The organism is Brevundimonas sp. NPDC046655 (assembly GCF_044901625.1).
GTDB lineage: Bacteria > Pseudomonadota > Alphaproteobacteria > Caulobacterales > Caulobacteraceae > Brevundimonas.
In genome coordinates this window covers 279,764-297,090 of sequence record NZ_JBJDPV010000004.1, presented here as the reverse complement: position 1 = coordinate 297,090, position 17,327 = coordinate 279,764, and the positions used below count along the sequence as shown (strand labels likewise).

14 protein-coding genes are annotated in these 17,327 nt (G+C 68.3%); 10 read left to right on the top strand and 4 right to left on the bottom strand.

What is annotated here, in order from left to right; genetic code table 11:
• Position 1: 1 nt before the first annotated feature.
• Positions 2-1,036 carry a uroporphyrinogen decarboxylase gene (gene hemE / locus ACI2KI_RS13115; protein WP_404620709.1) on the bottom strand — a complete coding sequence of 345 codons (1,035 nt, stop codon included), beginning with the start codon at positions 1,034-1,036 and terminating at the stop codon, positions 2-4.
• A gap of 521 nt (positions 1,037-1,557) precedes the next feature.
• On the opposite strand from hemE, the gene ACI2KI_RS13110 reads away from it, so the two are divergent.
• From ACI2KI_RS13110 to dnaQ, 5 genes are read left to right on the top strand one after another with little or no spacing between them, the layout of a single operon-like run.
• The gene (locus ACI2KI_RS13110) at positions 1,558-2,421 is read left to right on the top strand and encodes a pyruvate, water dikinase regulatory protein (protein ID WP_404620707.1); all 864 of its coding nucleotides are present in this window, start codon (positions 1,558-1,560) and stop codon (positions 2,419-2,421) included.
• On the top strand, positions 2,415-3,014 hold the full coding sequence (locus tag ACI2KI_RS13105) for a Maf family protein (protein ID WP_404620871.1): 600 nt from the start codon (positions 2,415-2,417) through the stop codon (positions 3,012-3,014). Before ACI2KI_RS13110 ends, ACI2KI_RS13105 begins: the two co-directional genes overlap by 7 nt.
• A 41-nt stretch (positions 3,015-3,055) precedes the next feature.
• On the top strand, positions 3,056-3,853 hold the full coding sequence (locus tag ACI2KI_RS13100) for a shikimate dehydrogenase family protein (protein WP_404620869.1): 798 nt from the start codon (positions 3,056-3,058) through the stop codon (positions 3,851-3,853).
• Entirely contained in the window at positions 3,850-4,464 is a 615-nt protein-coding gene (gene coaE / locus ACI2KI_RS13095; protein ID WP_404620705.1) for a dephospho-CoA kinase, read from the top strand. Before ACI2KI_RS13100 ends, coaE begins: the two co-directional genes overlap by 4 nt.
• Before the next feature lie 43 nt (positions 4,465-4,507).
• Positions 4,508-5,242: a DNA polymerase III subunit epsilon gene (dnaQ, locus tag ACI2KI_RS13090; protein ID WP_404620703.1), complete on the top strand. Its 735-nt coding sequence runs from the start codon at positions 4,508-4,510 to the stop codon at positions 5,240-5,242.
• On the opposite strand, the gene ACI2KI_RS13085 is transcribed toward dnaQ, so the two are convergent.
• Together ACI2KI_RS13085 and secB are read right to left on the bottom strand one after the other, a co-directional pair.
• Positions 5,239-5,526 (bottom strand): putative quinol monooxygenase, encoded by a 288-nt coding sequence (locus tag ACI2KI_RS13085; RefSeq protein WP_404620701.1) that lies wholly within the window; start codon positions 5,524-5,526, stop codon positions 5,239-5,241. The two genes, dnaQ and ACI2KI_RS13085, sit on opposite strands and share 4 nt — an antisense overlap.
• Before the next feature lie 107 nt (positions 5,527-5,633).
• Positions 5,634-6,161 (bottom strand): protein-export chaperone SecB, encoded by a 528-nt coding sequence (gene secB / locus ACI2KI_RS13080; RefSeq protein ID WP_390183200.1) that lies wholly within the window; start codon positions 6,159-6,161, stop codon positions 5,634-5,636.
• 219 nt (positions 6,162-6,380) lie between these two features.
• Between secB and timA the strand changes: the two genes are divergently transcribed.
• From timA to ACI2KI_RS13065, 3 genes are all read left to right on the top strand, one after another.
• On the top strand, positions 6,381-7,001 hold the full coding sequence (gene timA, locus ACI2KI_RS13075) for a TIM44-related membrane protein TimA (protein WP_404620699.1): 621 nt from the start codon (positions 6,381-6,383) through the stop codon (positions 6,999-7,001).
• Positions 7,001-8,119: an MltA domain-containing protein gene (locus ACI2KI_RS13070; RefSeq protein WP_404620697.1), complete on the top strand. Its 1,119-nt coding sequence runs from the start codon at positions 7,001-7,003 to the stop codon at positions 8,117-8,119. Before timA ends, ACI2KI_RS13070 begins: the two co-directional genes overlap by 1 nt.
• A 92-nt stretch (positions 8,120-8,211) precedes the next feature.
• Positions 8,212-8,535 carry a hypothetical protein gene (locus ACI2KI_RS13065; protein WP_404620695.1) on the top strand — a complete coding sequence of 108 codons (324 nt, stop codon included), beginning with the start codon at positions 8,212-8,214 and terminating at the stop codon, positions 8,533-8,535.
• Positions 8,536-9,133: 598 nt separating this feature from the next.
• Here ACI2KI_RS13065 and ACI2KI_RS13060 read toward each other — a convergent pair.
• Positions 9,134-10,651 carry a helicase HerA-like domain-containing protein gene (locus tag ACI2KI_RS13060; RefSeq protein WP_404620693.1) on the bottom strand — a complete coding sequence of 506 codons (1,518 nt, stop codon included), beginning with the start codon at positions 10,649-10,651 and terminating at the stop codon, positions 9,134-9,136.
• Between the two features lie 118 nt (positions 10,652-10,769).
• On the opposite strand from ACI2KI_RS13060, the gene ACI2KI_RS13055 reads away from it, so the two are divergent.
• Both ACI2KI_RS13055 and ACI2KI_RS13050 read left to right on the top strand, forming a co-directional pair.
• Positions 10,770-11,930 carry an AI-2E family transporter gene (locus ACI2KI_RS13055; protein ID WP_404620691.1) on the top strand — a complete coding sequence of 387 codons (1,161 nt, stop codon included), beginning with the start codon at positions 10,770-10,772 and terminating at the stop codon, positions 11,928-11,930.
• A 406-nt stretch (positions 11,931-12,336) separates the two neighbouring features.
• On the top strand, positions 12,337-17,196 hold the full coding sequence (locus tag ACI2KI_RS13050) for an NAD-glutamate dehydrogenase (protein WP_404620689.1): 4,860 nt from the start codon (positions 12,337-12,339) through the stop codon (positions 17,194-17,196).
• The last annotated feature ends 131 nt before the right edge of the window (positions 17,197-17,327 follow it).

The window sequence follows — 17,327 nt, the reverse complement described above, 5'->3', positions numbered from 1 at the left end:
TTCACTGGGCTCCGATCCGACGCAGGACCTGCTCGACATGGGCGATCGGCACGTCCGGCAGGATGCCGTGACCCAGGTTGAAGATCCAAGGACCCTGGCCCCAGGCCTCCATCAGCTGATCGACGCGGCGATCCAGCAAGGAACCGCCCGCGCGCAGCAAGAGGGGATCGAGCGCGCCCTGGATCGGCTTGATGGCCTGAACCCGTTTGCCGACTTCCAGAGGACAGGCGGTGTCCAGCGCCACGGCCTGAACGTCGCAACTGCTCGCATAACGCTCCGCAAGCGCCGCAGAGCCTCTTGGGAAGCCAATGAGCGGCACGGTGACCCCCAGGGCCCGGGCGCGGGCCACGAGCGCCTGGTGAGGCTTCAGGACCAGACTTTCGAACAGATCGTCGGGCAGGCCCTCGGCCCAGCTCTCGAAGATCTTCAGCACCTGGGCGCCGGAGTCCTGCTGCATCTTCAGATAGTGGGCGGTGGCTTCGACCAGAACCTCCAGAAGCGCCTCGACCTTTTCGGGTTCGGCATAGGCGTAGGTCCGAGCCTGAGCCCGTTCGCCCTTGCCGATGCTGCGGGCTTCGCCGTCCAGCATATAGGTGGCCACGGTCCAGGGCGCCCCGGCGAACCCGATCAGGGCCTTTGACGGGTCCAGTTCAGCGCGCACCAGGCTAAGGGTCTGGCCCACCGACTTCAGGGCCTCCCCCGCCCCGGAGGCCAGCTCCCGCATCTGTTCCACCGACGGCAGGGCGCCCAGGCGCGGACCTTCGCCGGTTTCGAACCAAACCTTCTGTCCCAGAGCGCCGGGGATCAACAGGATGTCAGCGAAGACGATGGCGGCGTCGAAACCGAACCGGCGCATGGGCTGAAGCGTCGCCTCGGCCGCCATCTCCGGGTTCATGCAGAAGGCGATGAAGTCCGGCGCCCTGGCTCGCAGCTCGCGGTACTCCGGCAGGTAGCGCCCGGCCTGACGCATGAACCACACGGGCGGTCGGGTCGTAGTCTGGCCCTGGAGAGCCTGGATCAGAAGAGGAGTGCTCATGCTCTGGGCTTTAGGATGCACACCCCCAAGCCTCAATCCCTATTCAAGAATAAGAATTGATAGAAAATTGGAGGATGGAAGCAGGGCGCTGAACTGCGGGGATAGAATTCGGATTCCCCTTCGATCGACAGGTTTCTCCCCGTTTTCGAAAGAATGAATCCCGGGGAGGGCCCGATGGGGTGTTCATAGCGGGGATAACCCGCTTCAGGCCCGGTATGACGGGAGTCCCTTCTGGGCGCCGTTGTGGGAAAGGCGCCGGGCGCCAAATTTGGACAAGGCGCCTTATCCCCTGGTGAGGATAGAAATTCGGCGCCTGTATGAACGACTCCAGGCGCCGTTTCGCGATCGGCGCCCGCGATCCCCGCTCGCGACCGGCGTTGGAGCTTGCTAGAGGATTCGGCGCCCAATCGGCGCCCTGTCGGCGCCCAGGCGATGTCGAACGGCGCCCCGGCTTTTGCACAGGCTTCGGGGACAGAGTCCGACGCGATCCGGGCCCGAAGGATGAGGAGACGATCAGAGCCATGAGCCCCGCCCGCCCGTCGCCGCGCCTCGCCACCTATTTCCACGTTCACCTGGTCTCGGATTCCACCGGCGAGACCCTGAACGCCATGGCCAAGGCCGTGATCGCCCGGTTCGACGGCGTCATTCCCATCGAACACATCTACGCCCTGGTTCGCTCGTCCAAGCAGATGGAGCGGGTGCTGGAGGAAGTCGCCGGGGCGCCCGGCGTGGTGCTGCACACCCTGGTCGACCGCGAACTGCGCGAACAGCTGGAAGAAGGCTGTCGTCGCCTGCAGACGCCGCAGATCGGGGCCCTGGATCCTTTGGTCGGCGCCCTGTCGGGCTATCTGGGAACGAACATCTCGACCCGCGTCGGGGCCCAGCACGCCCTGGACCACGGCTATTTCAACCGCATCGGCGCCCTGGATTTCGCTATCGCCCACGACGACGGCCAGGGCACGCTGGAACAGCTGGAGCACGCTGACGTGGTTCTGTGCGGCGTCAGCCGGACGTCCAAGACCCCGACCTGTATCTATCTGGCCAATCGCGGCATCCGCGCCGCCAATGTGCCTCTGGTTCCGGGTCAGGAAGACGGCGAGCGACTAACGAATTTGAAGAATCCCCTGGTCATCGGCCTGACCGTGTCGCCGGATCGACTGGTTCAGATCCGCCGCAACCGACTGGAGGGGCTGAACGCCCACCACGCCTCCGACTATGTCGACCACGACGCCGTGCGCGAGGAAACCGTCAAGGCGCGGCGCGCCTTCGAGCGACGCGGCTGGCCGACCATCGACGTGACCCGCCGCTCGGTCGAGGAGACCGCCGCGGCCATCATCAACCTTCTGAGCGAGCGGCGGACGCGTCGCGTGGGGACTGCCTGGTGAACAACGACGGCGAACGGCTGATCCTGGCCTCCAAGAGCGCGGCGCGACGCGCGGTCCTGACCGATGCGGGCGTGCCCTTCACGGTTCAGGTGGCCGATGTGGACGAGGAGGCGCTGAAGACGCCGGGTGTCGATCCGGTCGCCCTGGCGGTCGAACTGGCCCGGACCAAGGCCCTGGCCGTGTCGCGCCACGACGCCGACGCCTGGGTTCTGGGCGCCGATCAGACCCTGGCCTTCGACGGCGGACTGATCTCCAAGGCGCCGACGCTGGCGGCGGCGCGCGAGCGCCTGATCGCCATGCGCGGGCGCACCCACCAACTGCATTCCGGCGCGGCCCTGGCCCGCAACGGTCAGGTGGTCTGGTCGGGCGTGGACACGGTCGAGATGAGGATGCGCGACTTTTCCGACGCCTTCCTCGACGCCTATCTGGCGGCAGAGGGCGAGGCCCTGCTGGCCTGTGTCGGCTCCTACCGGCTGGAAGGCCTCGGCTCGCAGCTGTTCGAGGCGGTCGAGGGCGACTATTTCACCGTCCTGGGCCTGCCGCTATGGCCGGTTCTGGCCGAACTGCGACGCGCCGGAGTGATCGTCTCGTGAGCCTTTCCGCTTCCCGCTCGAACCGCATCACCGGCGCCGCCATGCTGGCGGGCATCGCCGGCCAGCCGGTGACCCATTCGCTCAGCCCGGTGATCCACAACGCCTGGCTGGAGGCCGGCGATATCGACGGCGCCTATGTGCCGTTCGCGCCGAAAGACGCCGCCGGGTTCGACGTCCTGGTCGCCGCCGGGCGCGCCGGTCTGGTGCAGGGCCTGAATGTCACCGCCCCCTTCAAGGAACAGGCCTTCGCCCTCGCCGACGAGGTCAGCGACGCCGCCAAGGCGACCGGCTCGGCCAACATCCTCGTGTTCGACAATGGCCATGTTCGCGCCGACAGCTCGGACGGCGTCGGCGTCCTTTACGCCCTGGCCGAGCAGGCGCCGGAGCTGAACCTGAAAGACGCCGTCGTGGTCATGCTGGGCGCCGGGGGCGCCGCCCGCGCCGGAGCAGGCGCCCTGATCGAGGCCGGCGCCACCATCCGCATCCTCAACCGTTCGCGCGACCGGGCCGAGGCTCTGGCCGTCGATCTTGGGGTCTCGGTGAGCGTGGCCGACGAGACCGCTCTGGCCACCGCCGATCTGGTCATCAACGCCCTCAGCGTTCAGCCGAGCATCGACCTGTCGGCGTTAAAGTCAGGCACCGTGGTCATGGACATGACCTACAAGCCCGTCGTCACCGACTTCCTGGCGGCGGCGCGAGCGCGCGGTCTGACCACGGTGGACGGTCTGGCCATGTTGATCGGTCAGGCGGCGCCCTCGTTCACCGCCCTGTTCCGCCGTCCGCCGCCGCCGATGGATCTGCGCGCCTTGCTGCTGGCCCATCTGGGAGAGGCGGCGTGATCATCCTCGGCCTGACCGGCTCGATCGGCATGGGCAAGTCCACCACGGGGCGGATGTTCGCCGATGAAGGCGCCCTGCTGTGGGACGCCGACGCCGCCGTCCATCGCCTTTATGCGCGCGGCGGGGCGGCGGTCGAGCCTCTGGGTCAGGCCTTCCCCGGCGTGGTTGTCGACGGCGCCGTGGACCGCGCCCGTCTGGCCGAGGCGCTGGGTCGTGACGAGACCGCCTTCAAACGTCTGGAGGCCATTGTTCATCCCCTTGTGGCCCAGGACCGGGCTCAGGATCTGGGGGCGGCGCGGGCCGAAGGGGTGCGGCTGGCCGTGCTCGACATTCCCCTGCTGTTCGAGACCGGCGGCGAGGCCTTTGTCGACGCCGTGGTCGTGGTCACCGCCGATCCTGAAGTTCAGGCGGCGCGCGTCCTGGCCCGCCCCGGCATGACCCGCGAGCGTTTCGAAGCCATCCTGTCTCGCCAGACGCCAGACGCCGAGAAACGCCGCCGCGCCGACTTCCTGGTCGATACCGGTCGAGGTCTGGACGCGGCCCGCGAACAGGTGGCTCAAATCGTGGGGACAGTTCTTGATCCCGCGTGGACGCCTCCGCGCCGAGGCTGAGGCCGCCCTTCCGTTGCGATGCGGCTTGCCTCATTAAGGGGTCATGGCCCGCGAAATCGTTCTCGACACCGAAACCACCGGCTTCGATCCCAAGACGGGCGATCGTCTGATCGAGGTCGGCTGCATCGAGATCCACGACCTGCTGCCGACGGGGCGCACCTTCCACCGTCTGGTCAATCCCGAGCGCCTGATCCCGCCGGACGCCATCCGGGTTCACGGCATCACCGACGAACACGTCAAGGACGCGCCGAAATTCCACGAGATCGCGGCTGATCTGCTGGAGTTCATCGGCGACGCGCCCCTGATCGCGCACAACGCCAACTTCGACCGCAACTTCATCGATTTTGAATACAGCCGCATCGGTCAGAAGCCGCCGGCCCAGGAACGCTGGATCGACACGCTTCAGTTGGCGCAGAAGCGGTTTCCGGGCATGCCCAACTCGCTGGACGCCCTGTGCAAGCGGTTCAAGATCTCGTTGGTCGACCGCACCCTGCACGGCGCCCTGATCGACTCCCGCCTGTTGGCCGAGGTCTATCTGGAGCTGCGCGGCGGCAAGGAGCGGGCGCTGGACCTGACCACAGCCCGCAGCCCGCAGGCGATGGCGGCGGCCGCCTCGGTCAGTCACGGCGCAAGGCCCAACCCCCTGCCCTTCCGCTCAACCGAGGCTGAGCAGGCGGCGCATCTGGCCTTCCTGAAGTCGACGCTGAAGGACCACAGCCTGTGGGCCGGTTACGGCGTGACCGTCGAGGTCGAAGCCAGGGACGAGGCGGCGGCCTAAACCGCCGGGTCCATCAGGATATAGGTCCCGGGTTTTTCCTGGAAGGCGTCGATCTGCGGCACAAGGCGGCGGAAATGCTCGCTGGCGCAGTGGGCGTCCAGCGCCGCCTGATCGGGCCATTCCTCGATGAAGACGAAGTGGCCGGGCTGGCGCCGATCCGTAAACAGATCATAGGCGACGCAGAGCGGTTCCGCGCGCGTCAGCCGCACCAGTTCGCGATACAGCGGCATGACCGCCTCGACGTGCTCGGGCTTGATGAAGTCCTCGGCGATGACTTTCAGCATCACAGTCCCCTTTCCGCATAGAAAAGGGGACGCCCCTCAGGACGCCCCCAAATCTTCCGCTCAAGCAGCGAGGCGCCGCGCGCCTCGCGTTAGCGGCCTTAAAGTTATCATGCCTGGCCGGCGTCGGCCGGGCCGCTGGCGATCTGCTGCTGGCGGGCGACATAGATGGCGGCGAAGTCGATCGGGTCGACCATGAAGGGCGGGTAGAAGCCGCCGTCCGAGGTGGCCTGGGCGATGACCTGGCGCGCGAAGGGGAAGAGGTAGCGCGGGCACTCGATCAGCAGCATGGGTTCGATATCCTGGGGCGAGACGCCGCTCAGGGCGAACAGGCCGCCGTAGACGAGTTCCACGTGAAACACCGGAGCCTTGTCCTCGCCCGTGGCCTTGACCGACAGCTTGAGGTCCAGCTCGAACAGGCCGTCCGGGCGACCGGCGGCGTTCATTTCCACGCCCATGTCGATGGCGGGCTTGCCCTCGATGCGCAGGCTGTCGGGCGCGCGCGGGTTTTCGAAGGACAGGTCGCGGACGTATTGCGCCAGGATGCGGAAGCCGGGACCGGCGGGCTGGCCCTGACCTTCCATCGGCTCGGTCTGGCCGTTGGCGGCGGTGTCGGCGGGGGCGGTGGCGTCGGTCATGAAGGTAAGCCGTCAGTCTGAAATCGTGGGACGCCGGACCGCTCCGGGCCCGGGGTGAAGGGCCCCGCGACTACCACGGCGAGGCTATTGGCCGCAACGGCGAGACCGGCGTTCCGGACGCCGCCCGCCTTGCGCCCGGCGGGATCGCCCCCTAATCCTCACAGCAACAGATGCGCGCCCCTCGCCCCCTGATGGGCGCGCGCCAATCAGGTGAAGCCCGTGCCCGTCCAATTCCAGATCGTCATGTTCGCCATCGTCGCCGCGGTGCTGCTGTTCATGCTCTATAACGTCCTGGGCAAGAAGGTCGGGCGCCAGCCGCAGGAAGACGCCCGCCTGCCTCAGGCCTCGCCCGTGAGCGGCGCCGCGCCCAGCCCGGCCGCGCCGGGGCTGGACGCCGCGACAGCCGCCGCCGTGGCGGGGCTGAAGGCGCGCGACCCCGGCTTCGACCCCGCACGCTTCATCGAGGGCGCGCGTCAGGCCTATGAGACCATCGTGCGCGGCTACGCCTCGGGCGACCGCGAGGCCCTGCGCCCCCTGCTGACCCCCTCGGTCATGACCTCGTTCGAGGCCGGCATCGCCGCCCGTGAAGCGCGCGGCGAGCGCGAGCAGGCCGAGTTCCTGCATCCGCCCCGCGCCGATCTGGAACTGGCCACGGTCAAGGACGACCGCGCCGTCGCCAAGGTCCGCTTCCTGGCCGAGATGCGCAGCATCGTGACCCCCGCCGAGGGCGAGGCGACGACCGACGAGCGCCGCACCGCCGAACTGTGGACCTTCGAGCGCGCCCTGGGCGCCGCCGATCCCAACTGGGCCCTGGCCCGCGTCGAGCCGGCCAACGCCTGATGCACGTCGTCGCCGCGCCGCCCGCCCTGCCGTTCGCTCGGTCGGGCGCGGCCCGGCTGGGCGCTCTGTCCCTGCTGCTGTTCGCGGCGGCTTGCGCCTCGACCCCGCCGGTCGCGCCGCCGACGAGACCCGCTCCTGGCCCGGGACCGATCACGCCACCGGCCTCGGTCGAGGGGTTGAGCCTGACCGCCCTGCCCGGCTGGGCCGAAGAAGACCACCTGGCCGCCTTCAACGCCTATGTCGCCGGCTGCGTCCGCGCCCGGGGCGGGGCGGCCGAAGCGGTCTGCGCCCGCGCCCGCGACCTGGCCGCGCGCCGGGCCAGCCCCAGCGACGCCCGCGCCTTCCTCGAGACGAATTTCGTCGCCACCGAAGCCCGCACCGACGACGGCCGCGCCGGCCTGCTGACGGCCTATTTCGCGCCGGAATATCCGGCCCGCCGCGCGCCGGACGCCGAGTTCGACGCCCCCGTGCTCAGCCGCCCGGCCAACCTGTCCGAGGTCGGCGACCGCGCCGCCATCGAGGCGGGATCCGCCCAGTCGACCGCCCTGGCCTGGATGAAGGCCGAGGACCTCTTCTTTCTGCAGATCCAGGGCTCGGGGACCCTGAGCTTCCCGGACGGCGCCCGCCTGCGCGCCGCCTACGCCGCCGACAACGGCAAGCCCTTCGTCGGCATCGCCCGGCCGATGGCCGAGCGGGGCCTGCTGTCCGCCAACGGAACCTCGGGCGACGCCATTCGCGGCTGGCTGTCAGCCCATCGCGGCGCCGAGGCGCGTGCGGTCATGGCGTTGAACCCGCGCTATATCTTCTTCACCGTCAGCCCCGACGACGGCAAGGAGGCGACCGGCGCCGCCGGCGTCCCCCTGCCCGCGCGCCGTTCCGTGGCCGTGGACCCGTCGCGCTGGACCTATGGCGAGGCCGTCTGGATCGAGGCTGACGGCGGCAATCTGATCGGCGCCCGCGCCAGCTATCGCGGCCTGGTCATGGCCCTCGACACCGGCTCGGCCATCCGCGGCCCCGTCCGCGCCGACCTCTACATCGGCCGCGGCGACGCGGCGGGTCAGGAAGCCGGGGCGGTGCGGCATCCGCTCAGGATGTGGCGGCTAGCGCCGAAGGGGTGAGGCGGGGAGGTCAGCGTCTGCTATCGACCCGTTGCTGACGTTGGTGCCGTCTGCTTTGTGTTGGTCGGCGTTCCGTTTTCATTGGAGGACCGATGCAGGTCGTGGATTTTGTTAACGGGGCGAAGGCAACACGCGATGCGCTTGCGCTCAGCTACGCAACCGCGAATTCAGGCTCGGCGGTCGGCTACCTCTTGGCCGAGGCTGCCCTTTCAGAAGCTCAGCGCGAAAAGGTCGTTTCCGCTCTGGAACAAGCTCTGACGGATGCCTTCTACACAATGCTGTTAGCCCTCGATGGGGCCGCTAGCCTCGGCGCTACACAGCAGAGCTATCGGCTGATTGGTGAGGATGGGAAAACTGTATCGGAGGGCGACGGCAGCCTGGAGGCTGCGGCCTTTGACGCATTCGAGTCCGCCTAACCCTGCGCCCGCGTTCCACCCTTAAGCGAACTTCGCTTCACGACCCATTGCGGAACTTGACGATAGACTACTTTCAATGTCCCGTTTCTAGGTGCCCAAAACTACACCCCACCATCACCCGATCGTTCGCTGGCTGGACCGAGAGTTCGATCATGAGTTTTACCGTGTGGGAAACTGGCTCGTCCTCATAGTCTCAGTGGGGTTGGTGCCAATGCTGCTTTTCGGAGCTACATCAGCCACGATCGCCATTAGTGTGATCTGGGGAGCGCCTTGGTGCTTGCTCTTCGGCTGGAGAGGATATTTTTGGATCCAGCGGTTCGAAGCTCGTGAGCGACGACGGCGCGAGAGACAGAGGCGCAGGCGTCTCAGAGACGCCAATGAGGCTGATGAGGGGGCCTCATGAGTCGGTGTTGCCGCTTTCCACCCTCAGCCGTCATTCCGGGGCGCGCAGCGAGCCCGGAACCCAGGCGGTTGAGGCGTCCGCGATCCCGCCATGGGTTTCGGCGCCTGGACCCCGGATCGTCCCTTCGGGCCGTCCGGGGTGACAGAGGGCGGAGGGGCGGGCTCCGGCCGAATCCGATCGGTCGTCGGTTGGTCCCTACCGTCGCTTCAAACTTCCCAGCACGCCGCGCAGCAGTTCGCGGGTGATGGTCGAGCCGGCGGTGCGCAGGACGGACTTGGTCAGGGCCTCCATCGGCGTCTGGCGGGATGAGGCGCGGGGACGGGAAGCGGCGCGTTCGCGCGCCGGGGCGGGGGCCGAACGGGCGGCCTTCTCCGCCGCCTTGGCCTCGGCGGCGGCGTTGGCGGTTTCAGCTTCGATGCGCTCGGCCTGGGCGCGGCGGGCCTTCAGAACCTCTTCGGCGGACTCGCGGTTGACCGCCGTGTCATAGGTCCCGCGCACCGGGCTGGCGGCCATGACGGCGGCGCGTTCGGCGTCGGTGGCGGGGCCGAGACGGGAGTCCGGCGGACGGATCCTGGTCTGGGCCACCACGGTCGGGGCGCCCTTGTCGTCCAGGGTCGAGACTAGGGCCTCGCCCACCCCCAGGGCCTGAATGGCCTCGGCCGTGTCGAAGGCGGGATTGGTGCGGAAGCTCTGGGCGGCGGCGCGCAGCCCCTTCTGTTCGGCCGGGGTATAGGCCCGCAGGGCGTGCTGCACCCGGTTGCCCAGCTGGGCCAGGACGGTGTCAGGAATATCGGCCGGGTTCTGGGTGACGAAATAGACCCCGACCCCCTTGGAGCGGATCAGGCGCACCACCTGCTCGACTTTTTCCAGCAGGCCCCTGGGCGCGTCGTTGAACAGCAGGTGGGCCTCGTCGAAGAAGAAGACCAGGCGCGGCTTCTCCGGGTCGCCGATCTCGGGCAGCTGCTCGAACAGCTCCGACAGCAGCCACAACAGGAAGGCGGCATACAGGCGCGGGCTGTTCATCAGCCGGGTGGAGTCCAGCACATTGACCTGGCCCCGCCCGTCCAGCGAGGTGCGCATCATGTCCTCCAGCCGCAGGGCCGGCTCGCCGAAGAAGGCGGTCCCGCCCTGTTGCTCCAGCTGCAGCAGGGCGCGCTGGATGGCGGCGATGGAGGTGGGCGAGACATTGCCGACCTCGCGGCCGATGGTCTGGGCGTTCTCGCCGACATAGGCCAGCAGGGCGCGCAGGTCCTCGAGGTCCAGCAGCAGCAGGCCTTCCTTGTCGGCGACGTGGAAGGCGACGGTCAGGACTCCCTCCTGCACGTCATTCAACTCCAGCATCCGGGCCAGCAGGGTCGGACCGACGTCGGAAACGGTGGCGCGGATCGGGTGGCCCTTGACGCCGTACAGGTCCCAGAAGACGACCGGCGCCGCCTTGCCGGTCAGGCTCAGACCCATCTTGCCGGCGCGCTCGGCGAACTTTTCGACATTGCCCGCCTGGCTGATGCCCGACAGGTCGCCCTTCACGTCGGCGCAGAAGACGGGGACGCCCGCGTCGGAAAAGCCCTGGGCCATGATCTGCAGGGTCACGGTCTTGCCCGTGCCGGTGGTGCCGGCCACCACGCCGTGGCGGTTGGCGCGCTTGAACAGCAGGTTTTCAGCGGCGCCCTCGAAGGACTGGCCGAGGAAGAGGGCGGCGGGGGCGTCGGTCATGTCGGGCGGTCTCCAGCGTCTGACCGCATGGTTATCTGACAGGGGCGGGGCCGCAAGGCGGAACCGTGCGGCTTTACAGCGATTGACGCTCTCCCCGACGCCGCCGACAGTCACGCTCATGAAACTGCCCATTACGGTTCCGACCTCTTCGGTCGCGCGCAACGCCCTGGTCCTGATCGCCGTCGTGGCGGGCGGGGCGGCGCTCTACTGGCTGAGGGACATTCTGACGCCCCTGGCCATGGCCATCTTCCTGTTGATCATGATCGACGGGGTGAAGCGGGCCATCGAGCACCGCACGCCTGTGCCTCCGCGCTTCGCCGGCGCGGCGGCCCTGACCGTCGTGGTGCTGGGCTTCCTGCTGTCGATCTGGATCATCGTCGACGGGGCGGCGAGCTTCTTCACTGATGCGTCAGGGGTGTCGGCGAGCATCGGTCCGCGGCTGGATCACATCATCGCCGACGTCAGCGGCCTGGTCGGGGTGTCAGATCCGCCGACGCTGAACGAGCTGATCGCGGGAATCGACCTGCGTGGCTGGCTGACCCAGGCGGCCCTGCAGGCCCAGGGCGTGGCCTCGGGCGCCTTCTTCGTCATGGTCTATCTGGGCTTCCTGCTGGCCTCGCAGGCGGGCTTCCGCAAGAAGATCGTGGCCATGTTCCCCGATCGCGGCGCGCGCAATGAGGCGCTGGAGGTGTTCAGCCGGGTGCGCGGCGGGGTCGAGGGTTATCTGTGGGTCCAGGCCGTGACGGGGGCCATGATCTGCGCCGTCGCCTGGGCCTTGATGCGGGCCGTGGGGCTTCAGAACGCCGAGTTCTGGACCTTCGTCATCTTCATCGTCGGTTTTATTCCGGTGCTGGGCGGCGCCATCGCCGGTTGCGCTCCGCCCCTGTTCGCCCTGGTGCAGTTCGAGAGCTACTGGCCGGCCCTGATCCTGCTGGTGGGCCTGCAGGCCCTGCTGTTCGTGGTCGGCAACATGATCCAGCCGCGCATGCAGGGCGACAATCAGAACATCGACCCCGTGGTGGTCCTGCTGGCCCTGGCCCTGTGGGGCAAGATGTGGGGCGTGCCGGGCATGTTCCTGTCGACCCCGTTGGCGGTCATGGCCATGGCCATCCTGGCCGAGTTCAAGGGCTCGCGCTGGATGGCGGTCCTGCTGTCCGGCGACGGCGAGCCCTACGCCCCGCGCAAGGCTGTGGCGCGGCCGGACGGAGAGGACGCCTGGTTCACGCGTCTGTGGAGGCGTGGCAAGCCGCCGCACCAAAAAGATCGGAATGAAGGCTGATCCTGCCCTTGATCCGCCACAACCGCCGACTATCTGTCCAATCAGACGACGCGGCCCCCCTCCCCCCTCCGGCCGCGAAGTCCAGAGGACCGGCGCTCCCTCCCCCTCCTGCGCCGGACCCAAGCAGGCCGTCGAGCGTTTCGCTCGACGGCCTTGTTCTTTTCAGGCCCATGTTTTCGGTATGATGCTTCGTCTGATCCGGGCCGAATTGGGGCGGTTGTTGTCGTGTTTTAGGCTTGAGCGACCGAAATTCGCCCAACTGTGGGCCTCTGGCGCAACATGGTGCGCTGCACACTGAAATTCAGGGTCTTAGCCGCCTCAGCCGGCCTAGCCAGTTTCGCCAGCGGCGCTAAGGTGGCGCGGTCAAATCCCTGCGGCCTCAGGCCGTGCTGTTCGAGACCACACCATGTCCGCCGCTCCGCGCACAGTTTCCGCCACGCCAGCTGTACTGGAGGCGCTGGAAGCGGCTTACGCGCGGATTGTCGACGGCCCGCCGGGCGCCGCAGAAAAGTCGTTCCTGGCCCAGGCCTTCGACGACTACGCCGCTGACGAGACCCCTGAACTGGGCGGCGACGATCTGGCCGCCCTGCTGGCTTCGGCCTGGCGCGCGGCCCTGACCCGCAAGGCCGGAGAACCCGCCCGCGTCACCGTCAGCCCCCTGGTCGGCGCCGACGGCGCCCCGACCGGTTATGACAGCGTCCTGATCTTGCAGGACGACGCCCCCTTCCTTGTCGACAGCGTGCTCGGCGAACTGGCCGACGCCGGGGTAACGGTGCGGGCCCTTTTCCACCCGATCGTCGAGCTTGAGGCTGGCCGTCGCGACTCCCTGATCATCGTCGTCATCGACCCCCTGCCCCAGGAGCGCCGCGACGCCCTGGGCGAAGGCCTGGCCCAGGCCATGGCCGATGTGCGCGCCGCCGTGACCGATCACGCCGCCATGGTTCAACTGATGCGCGACGCCGTCGAGCAGTTGGAGGCCGCGCCGCCCGCCGGCGTCGATCCGGCCGTGCTGGAAGAGAACATCGCCTTCCTGCGTTGGGCCAAGAGCGACCACTTCGTCTTCCTGGGCGCCCGCGACTACGCCTATCCCCGCAGCGCCGACGGCGGCTATGCGGCCGAGGCCCCGCTGGAGGTGTCGGATCAGGGCCTGGGCATTCTGAACGATCCCGAGCGCCGGGTGCTGCGCCGCGCTTCCGAGCCCGCCGTCCTGACCCCGGCCATGCAGCGCCAGCTGAATGAGAGCGAGCCGGTCACCGTGGCCAAGGCCAACATGCGCTCGCGCGTGCATCGCCGCGCCTACATGGACTACGTCGGGGTCAAGCGTTACGGCGCGGACGGCAAGGCCTCGGGCGAGACGCGCTTCGTCGGCCTGTTCACCGCCGAGGCCTATGACAAGATGGCCAAGGAGGTGCCGCTGATCCGGCGCAAGGTCGCCAATGCGCTGGAACGCGCGGGCAAGACCCCCGGCAGCCACAACTACAAGCGCCTGAAGAACATCCTCGAGAACTATCCCCGCGACGAGCTGTTCCAGATCAGCGAGGACGAGCTGCTGGATACCGCGCTCGGCATCCTGCACCTCTACGACCGCCCGCGCATCCGTCTGTTCTCGCGCCGCGATCCGTTCGATCGTTTCGTCTCGGTTCTGTGCTTCATCCCGCGTGAACGCTTCGACGCCGGCCTGCGCCAGCGCATCGGCGGCATCCTGGCCAAGGCCTGGGGCGGTCGGGTCTCGGCCTGGTATCCGCAGCTGACGGACCAGCCGCTGACGCGCGTCCACTACATCATCGGCGTCGAGCCGGGCGCCCACCTGAACCCCGATCCCAAGGCCCTGGAAGCCGAGGTGGCCGAGGCCGGCCGCAGCTGGATCGACCGCTTCGAGACCGCCCTGCGCGCCGCCGACGTGGATGAGGTCGCTGTCGGGCCGACCAGCGCCAAATGGGCCGACAGCTTCGGCGTCTCCTATCGTGATCGCTACGACGCCGCCGAGGCCGTGGCCGATCTGGAGCAGTTCGACCGCCTGAACGACGGTTCGATGGGCGACGGCGTCCATTCCGAGCCGGTGGCTGTCCGCGCCTTCCGCACGGCGGACGAGACCTCGCTGCAGTTCCGTTTCAAACTCTATCGTCGCGGCTCGGCCGTGCCGCTGTCGGACGTCCTGCCGATTCTGGCCGACATGGGCCTGAAGACGCTGGAGGAGTCGGACCATGTCGTCCGCACGACCGGCGACGCCCCCATCTACATCCACGACTTCCTGCTGGAAGATCCGCGCGGCGAGGCTCTGACCTTCGCCGACATCAAGGCTCCGTTCGAGGCCGCCTTCTCGGCGGTCTGGACCGGCCGCACCGAGAGCGACGGCTTCAACCGTCTGGTGCTGGAGCTGGGCGTCGACTGGCGCGATGCGGCCCTGATCCGCACCCTCGCCCGCTATCGTCAGCAGACCGGCCTGGACCCGTCGCAGGCGGTGCAGGAAACGGCCCTGCGCGAATATCCGACCGTCGCGCGCGCGATCCTGTCGCTGTTCAAGGCCAAGTTCGATCCGGCCCACGGCGGCACGGTCGCCGAGCGCGAAGCCCTGGTGGCCGAACTGAACGACAAGATCCTCGCCCTGCTGCAGGACGTGAAGAGTCTGGATCACGACCGGGTGTTGCGCCGCATCGCCCTGCTGATCGGCGCGGTCAAGCGCACCAACTTCTATCAGGTCGACGCCGAGGGCGTGGCCAAGCCGCACATCTCGATCAAGATCGCCTCGCGCGAGCTTGAGGATCTGCCCCTGCCCAAGCCCTTCCGCGAAATCTTCGTCTGGGCCCCGCACATCGAGGGCGTTCACCTGCGTTTCGGCCCCGTCGCGCGCGGCGGTCTGCGCTGGTCGGACCGTCGCGACGACTTCCGCACCGAGGTCCTGGGTCTGGTGAAGGCCCAGCAGGTCAAGAACTCGGTCATCGTGCCGGTCGGCTCCAAGGGCGGCTTCTATCCCAAGCAGCTGCCGGTCGGCGGCGACCGCGACGCGGTCCAGGCCGAGGCTATCCGCGCCTACAAGACCTTCCTGTCCGGCCTGCTGGACATCACCGACAACATCGTGGGCGAAGGCGCCCCGGTGCGTCCGGCCAATGTCGTGGCCTGGGAAGGCGACGATCCCTATCTGGTCGTGGCCGCCGACAAGGGCACGGCGACCTTCTCGGACATCGCCAACGGCGTGAGCCAGTCCTATGGCTTCTGGCTGGACGACGCCTTCGCTTCGGGCGGCTCGGCCGGCTACGACCACAAGGAGATGGGCATCACGGCGCGCGGCGCCTGGGAGGCGGTCAAGCGCCACTTCCGCGAGATGGGCAAGGACATCCAGTCCGAGCCCTTCACCGTGGTCGGCGTAGGCGACATGTCCGGCGACGTCTTCGGCAACGGCATGCTGCTGTCCAAGGCGATCAAGCTCGTCGCCGCCTTCGATCACCGCGACATCTTCATCGACCCCAATCCGGACACGGCCAAGTCGTTCGGCGAGCGCCAGCGCCTGTTCGAGACGCCGCGCACCAGCTGGCAGGACTATGACAAGAGCCTGATTTCGGAAGGCGGCGGCGTCTTCTCTCGTTCCGCCAAGACCATCACCCTGACGCCGCAGATCAAGGAACTGCTGGATATCGAGGCCGACACGGTCGACCCCACCACCCTGATGCAGGCCATCCTCAAGGCGCGCGCAGAGCTGCTCTACTTCGGCGGCATCGGCACCTACATCAAGGGCGCGGGCGAGACCAACGCCCAGGCCGGCGACAAGGCCAACGACGCCATCCGCATCAACGGCGGCGAGGTGCGGGCATCGGTTCTCGGCGAAGGCGCCAACCTGGGCGCGACCCAGCTGGGCCGCATCGAGGCGGCGCGCGCGGGCATGCGCCTGAACACCGACGCCATCGACAACTCGGCCGGCGTGGACTCGTCCGACCATGAGGTGAACATCAAGATCCTCACCGGCGGCGCCATCGCCTCGGGTCATCTCAAGGCCGAGGACCGCAACGCCCTGCTGAAATCGATGACCGACGAGGTCGGCCTCAAGGTCCTGGCCCACAACTATGACCAGACCCTGGCCCTGACCCTGCAACAGGCCGAAGGCGCCGAGGCGCTGGACGCCCAGCAGACCTTCATGCAGCACCTGACCGCCCTGGGTAAGCTGAACCGCGCGGTGGAATACCTGCCCGACGACGCCCGCATGGCCGAGATGAAGCTGCAGGGCGCGGCCCTGACCCGTCCGGAACTGGCGGTGCTGACGGCCTATTCCAAGCTGGAGCTGTTCGACGAGATCGTCGGCTCCTCGGCGCCGGACGACGCCTTCTTCGAGCGCCTGCTGGTCCACTACTTCCCGGCTCCGCTGGCGAAGTTCGAGGAGGACATGAAGGGCCACCGCCTGCGTCGCGACATCATCGCCACCGTGCTGTCGAATGAGATCGTCAACATGGCCGGGCCGACCTTCCCTGACCGCCTGCGGGCGGCGGCGGAATGCGACACCGCGGCCATGGTCACGGCCTTCGAGACGGCGCGTCAGGTCTTCCGCCTGGATCAGGCCTGGAAGGCGGTGTCGGCCCTGGACCTGAAGATCCCGGCCGAGGCCCAGACGGCCCTCTGTCAGGAGATCGCCAAGGTCCTGCGTCGCCAGACCTACTGGCTGGCCCGCCGCGCCGCCCGCACGGAAACCACGGTCGGCGGCATGATCGCCGCCTATCAGCCGGCCGCCGACGCCCTGCGCGCCGCGGGTCCGGCTGTGCTGTCGCGCTTCGAGCAGCAGCAGTTCGAAGCCCGCGTCGCCACCTTCGTCGGCCTGGGCGCCCCGGAAGACCTGGCCCGCGACATCGCCCTGCTGCGGCCCATGGTGGCCACGGCCGACATCGGCGATCTGGCCAATGAACTGGGCTGGAGCGCGCCGGCCATGGCGCGTCTCTATCACCAGGTCGGCGCCGCCTTCGACTTCGACCGCCTGCGCGTGGCGGCGGGCTCGATCCCGTCGGGCGATCACTTCGATCGTCTGGCCGTGCGCCGACTGATCCAGGACCTGATGGCCGAGCAGCAGCAGCTGACCCGCGCCGTGGCCAAGGCCTCGGCCGAGACGGCGGGCGCCAGCGAGGAAGCCGCCGAGACGGCCGTTGACGCCTGGATCGGCGCCCGCATCGGTCAGGTCGAATCCCTGCGCGGGTCGGTCGACGAGATCGAGACCTCGGGCACGGGCTGGACCTTCGCCAAGCTGACCATCGCCAACGGGGCCATCAGAGAGGTTCTGGGAAGCTAAGGCTTCCCAAGGGGCGCTATCGCTCGCCGTGCGGCGGCTCGCTGCTTGAGCGCAGTCGCGTGATGTCTGCCTGAAGAGGCCCGCTCGTTTCGTCGTTCGCGACGAGGCGGGCGGGCCTTGGCGTTTGGGGC

Bases quoted from the DNA above. Each gene is read 5' to 3' on its own strand.
- secB (WP_390183200.1), bottom strand. From the start codon at position 6,161: ATGACCGACGCCACCGCCCCCGCCGACACCGCCGCCAACGGCCAGACC.
- ACI2KI_RS13110 (WP_404620707.1), top strand. From the start codon at position 1,558: ATGAGCCCCGCCCGCCCGTCGCCGCGCCTCGCCACCTATTTCCACGTT.
- ACI2KI_RS13070 (WP_404620697.1), top strand. From the start codon at position 7,001: ATGCACGTCGTCGCCGCGCCGCCCGCCCTGCCGTTCGCTCGGTCGGGC.
- dnaQ (WP_404620703.1), top strand. From the start codon at position 4,508: ATGGCCCGCGAAATCGTTCTCGACACCGAAACCACCGGCTTCGATCCC.
- ACI2KI_RS13050 (WP_404620689.1), top strand. From the start codon at position 12,337: ATGTCCGCCGCTCCGCGCACAGTTTCCGCCACGCCAGCTGTACTGGAG.
- hemE (WP_404620709.1), bottom strand. From the start codon at position 1,036: ATGAGCACTCCTCTTCTGATCCAGGCTCTCCAGGGCCAGACTACGACC.
- ACI2KI_RS13100 (WP_404620869.1), top strand. From the start codon at position 3,056: ATGCTGGCGGGCATCGCCGGCCAGCCGGTGACCCATTCGCTCAGCCCG.
- ACI2KI_RS13065 (WP_404620695.1), top strand. From the start codon at position 8,212: ATGCAGGTCGTGGATTTTGTTAACGGGGCGAAGGCAACACGCGATGCG.
- ACI2KI_RS13055 (WP_404620691.1), top strand. From the start codon at position 10,770: ATGAAACTGCCCATTACGGTTCCGACCTCTTCGGTCGCGCGCAACGCC.
- ACI2KI_RS13085 (WP_404620701.1), bottom strand. From the start codon at position 5,526: ATGCTGAAAGTCATCGCCGAGGACTTCATCAAGCCCGAGCACGTCGAG.
- ACI2KI_RS13060 (WP_404620693.1), bottom strand. From the start codon at position 10,651: ATGACCGACGCCCCCGCCGCCCTCTTCCTCGGCCAGTCCTTCGAGGGC.